At 68.1% G+C, this 3704-nt stretch carries 4 protein-coding genes; 3 read left to right on the top strand and 1 reads right to left on the bottom strand.

Going from position 1 to position 3704, the window contains the following annotated elements; genetic code table 11:
• The 3 genes from Q8Q85_03390 to lepB form a co-directional block, all read left to right on the top strand.
• Positions 1–1334, top strand: a 1334-nt coding sequence (locus Q8Q85_03390) for a lytic transglycosylase domain-containing protein (protein ID MDP3773289.1), incomplete at its 5' end; no start/stop codon positions are given.
• 40 nt (positions 1335–1374) lie between these two features.
• Positions 1375–2436, top strand: a complete 1062-nt coding sequence (locus tag Q8Q85_03385) for a hypothetical protein (GenBank protein ID MDP3773288.1) — start codon at positions 1375–1377, stop codon at positions 2434–2436.
• Positions 2437–2474: 38 nt separating this feature from the next.
• Positions 2475–3227, top strand: a complete 753-nt coding sequence (lepB, locus tag Q8Q85_03380) for a signal peptidase I (GenBank protein MDP3773287.1) — start codon at positions 2475–2477, stop codon at positions 3225–3227.
• A 158-nt stretch (positions 3228–3385) separates the two neighbouring features.
• Here the strand turns inward: lepB and infA are convergent, their stop codons facing one another.
• On the bottom strand, positions 3386–3580 hold the full coding sequence (gene infA, locus Q8Q85_03375) for a translation initiation factor IF-1 (protein MDP3773286.1): 195 nt from the start codon (positions 3578–3580) through the stop codon (positions 3386–3388).
• Between the last annotated feature and the right edge of the window lie 124 nt (positions 3581–3704).

Here is a 3704-nt window from a genome sequence, read left to right as displayed (position 1 = left end):
TGGCGGCGCTGGACAGCGCCGCCGCGCGCCCTGCCAGTCCGCGCGCCCGCCGGCGCACCGCGTCCCCGCCCGCGACGCTGATCGCCTTCGAGCGGGTGCGGGCGTTGGCAGCCGCGGGTTTCTGGGATGCGGCGGAGGTGCTGGCCGACACCCTGGCGCGCCAGTACCGCGGCGACACCAGCATCGCGCGCGCCGTGGTGATCCTCGCCGACCACGATCGCTCGCGCGGCGAGCCCGATGAGGAGCGTGCCCACTACTGGGTGTTGATGCGGCGCTTCACGGACGCTCCGGCCGCCAACGTGGCGCGGTTCAGACTCGGACTCCTCGCGTTCGTGCGCGGTGCGACGGACACGGCGGCGGCCCTCGTGGGCGGCGCGCTCGCCCGCGACAGCACGGGGCAACTTGGCCTGGCACCGCGCTACTGGGACGCGCGCCTGCGCCTCATCCTCGGCGATTCGACGGCCGCGGCGGCGCTCCGGCGCCTCGCCGCGGAGTTCCCGCTCGGCTTCTACGGCGTTCGCGCCCGCGAGATCCTCGGCGACAGCGGCAGTTTCCTGGTTGACACCGCGCTGCCGCTTCCGAGGGCGGGATCGTTCCCCCCCGCGCGGGCCCGCGAGCGCATCCGCCTCCTCGCCAGCCTCGGCTTCGACGCCGACGCGCGGGCCGAGGCGGCCGGGTGGGTGGGCGATACGGCGGCCTCGGTGCAGCTGCTGACCGCGGCCGCCGCCGCCGCTTCTGAAGCGGGGTTCGCGCGCGAAGCGATCAGTCTGGGCGAGGCGGCACGGGGGCGGGCGGGCATGGTGCCGGGCGTCGCGCGGGCACTCTTCCCGATCCCGTACCGAGCCGTCATCGAGGCGGAGGCTGCCGAGCAGTGCGTCGATCCGCTCCTCCTGGCTGCCATCATCCGCCAGGAGTCCCGCTTCGAGCCGCGCGCCCGCTCACGTGCCGGCGCGCGGGGCATCGGTCAGGTCATGCCGGCCACCGGACGCGAGCTCTCCGACCGGATGCGCCTCGGGCCGTACGACCCGGACCTTCTGTATGTCCCGGACTTCAACCTCCACTTGGGGGCGCGCTACCTGCGCGACCGCATCGATCGGGATTCGCTCCCGATCTGGGCCGTGCTCGCCTCCTACAACGCCGGACCGGATCGGGTGACGCGTTGGCGACGCTGGGCGGAATTCGACGACCCGGATCTCTTCGCCGAGCGCGTTTCGATCCGCGAGACCAACGATTACGTGAAAACCGTATACGCGAGCTATGTGTGGTACCGACAGGCATACCAGACCCGCCTTACTCCGACGCCGGCCGACCGTGCGGCGGCTCCCGTTCCCTGAGGGGCTAGAGCGGCGCCGTCTGCGCGCTTAGAATGTCCCCATGAACCGCACGCGCAGCCTCATCGTAGCCGCCCTGGGCGTCCTGGCCGTCGCAGCCGCTCCACGCCAGCCCCCCGTGCCGCCATCGGCGACCGTGATGCCCGACTCCGGCGAGGTCCACCTTGCCGCCATTCGGCAGCTCACCTTCGGCGGACAGAACGCCGAAGCGTATTTCTCGCCGGATGGCACCAAGCTCATCTACCAGGCCACCGTGGACAGCGGAGGTTGCGATCAGCAGTACGTGATGAACGTGGACGGATCGGCTAGGCGGCGGGTGTCGAACGGTGAAGGGAAAACGACCTGCGGCTACTTCTACGACCGCGGCCGCCGCGTCCTCTACGCTTCGACCCACCTCTCGGGTCGAGAGTGCCCGCCGCCGCCGGACTACTCCCAGGGCTACGTCTGGAAGCTCGAGGACTTCGACATCTTCACGGCGCGCGTTGACGGATCGGACAACAGGCGCATCACATCGACACCGGGATACGACGCCGAGGGCACGCTCTCCCCGGACGGGCGCACTATCGCATTCACGTCCCAGCGGGACGGCGATCTCGACATCTACACCATGCGGACCGACGGATCGAACGTGCGGCGGCTCACCACGGAGGTGGGCTACGACGGCGGCCCGTTCTTCTCGCACGACGGACGGCTCATCGTCTATCGGGCCTTCCATCCGGAGACGCCCGAGGACCAGGCACAGTTCCGCACGCTCCTGGGCCAGCAGCTGGTGCGTCCCAGCCGGATGGAGCTGTGGGCGATGAACGCCGACGGCACCGACCGGCGCCAGGTCACCCGCCTGGGCGGCGCCAACTTCGCGCCCTATTTCACCCCCGACGACCGCCGAATCATCTTCGCGTCCAACCACACCAATCCGCGCGGCCGGAACTTCGACCTCTACATCGTGAACCTCGACGGCACGGGCCTGGAACAGGTGACCACTTACGCGGACTTCGACAGCTTCCCGATGTTCTCCCCCGACGGCAGGAGACTGGTGTGGGCCTCCAACCGCAACGGCCGGGTGCGGGGCGAAACGAACATATTCATTGCCGACTGGGTACCTTAGAAGACAGGCGCACAGGCGCACCGACGCACAGGGGATACATGGCCGAACAGGTGAGTGCCCAGAACAAGCAGCCGGCAGCCGAAGCGGCGGCGTCGCAGCCCAAGTCCTTCGGCCGCTGGGCGTGGGAATGGGTGAAGTCGATAGCCGTTGCGCTGGTGATCTGGTTCGTGCTGCGCGCGCTCCTCGTGGAAGCGTTCCGCATCCCGTCTTCCAGCATGGAGCGCACGCTGCTCGTCGGCGACTTCCTCTTCGTCAACAAGGCTCTGTACGGCGCCGAGTTGCCGCTGATCCACACCCGGCTCCCGGCGTTCCGGGAGCCGCACCTCGGCGACATCGTCGTCTTCGACTCCAAGACCCAGCTCGATGTGAAGGTCGTGAAGCGGGTCGTCGGTACGCCGGGCGACACCCTCGAGATGCGCGACAACGTGCTCTACCGGAACCAAGTTCCCGGGAACGAGGCCTTCGCGCAGCACGTGGACTCGATGTCCGACCCCGCGGATCCCGAAATGCGGGCCTGGCAGATCGAGTACTTGATCCAGGGAGTGGAACGCGACACTTACCGCCCCACGCGCGGCACTTGGGGCCCCATCGTGGTGCCGGCGGGACAGTACTTCGTGATGGGGGACAACCGCGACAACTCGTACGATTCCCGCTATTGGGGCTTCGTGGACCGGCGCGTCATCCGGGGCCGGCCGCTCTTCGTCTACTACTCGTTCGACCACGACTCCTGGAGGGCGCTGCCTTTCCTCACCGCCATCCGGTGGGGACGGATCGGGACGAGGCCGCATTGAGTAAACGGGGCGGCGAATCGCTACCTCGAGCCGTCGCCTGGAAGGAACTGGTTTGCCGGTTTGGAGATCGGTGCGGAACGGCAAGGCCGGTGATTCGGATTCAGCTGCGGCGGACCCCTCTCACCTCATCACCACCATCACCACCATCACCTCATCACCTATTTGTACCGATACGTGATCCGTCCCCGCGTGAGGTCGTACGGTGACAGCTCGACCGCCACTCGGTCTCCCTGAAGGATGCGGATGTAGTTCTTGCGCATCTTGCCCGAGACGTAAGCCAGGATCGCATGGCCGTTCTCGAGTTCGACGCGGAAGGTGGTGTTGGGGAGCACCTCGGTGATGGTGCCCATCATCTGAATGGCGTCGCCTGCCACGCTCGCGCCCTGCTCCCTGCAATGAGGATTGAGAAGCCCAACCTAGCGGGCCGGGGAACCGCACGCAATTCGCCGGGTTTCGGCCAGCTTGCCAATATAACAC

It is taken from the genome of Gemmatimonadales bacterium (genome assembly GCA_030697825.1).
Taxonomy (GTDB): Bacteria; Gemmatimonadota; Gemmatimonadetes; order Gemmatimonadales; family JACORV01; genus JACORV01.
The sequence above is the reverse complement of the archived record's forward strand: the minus strand, read 5'-3'. Positions and strand labels throughout refer to the sequence as shown.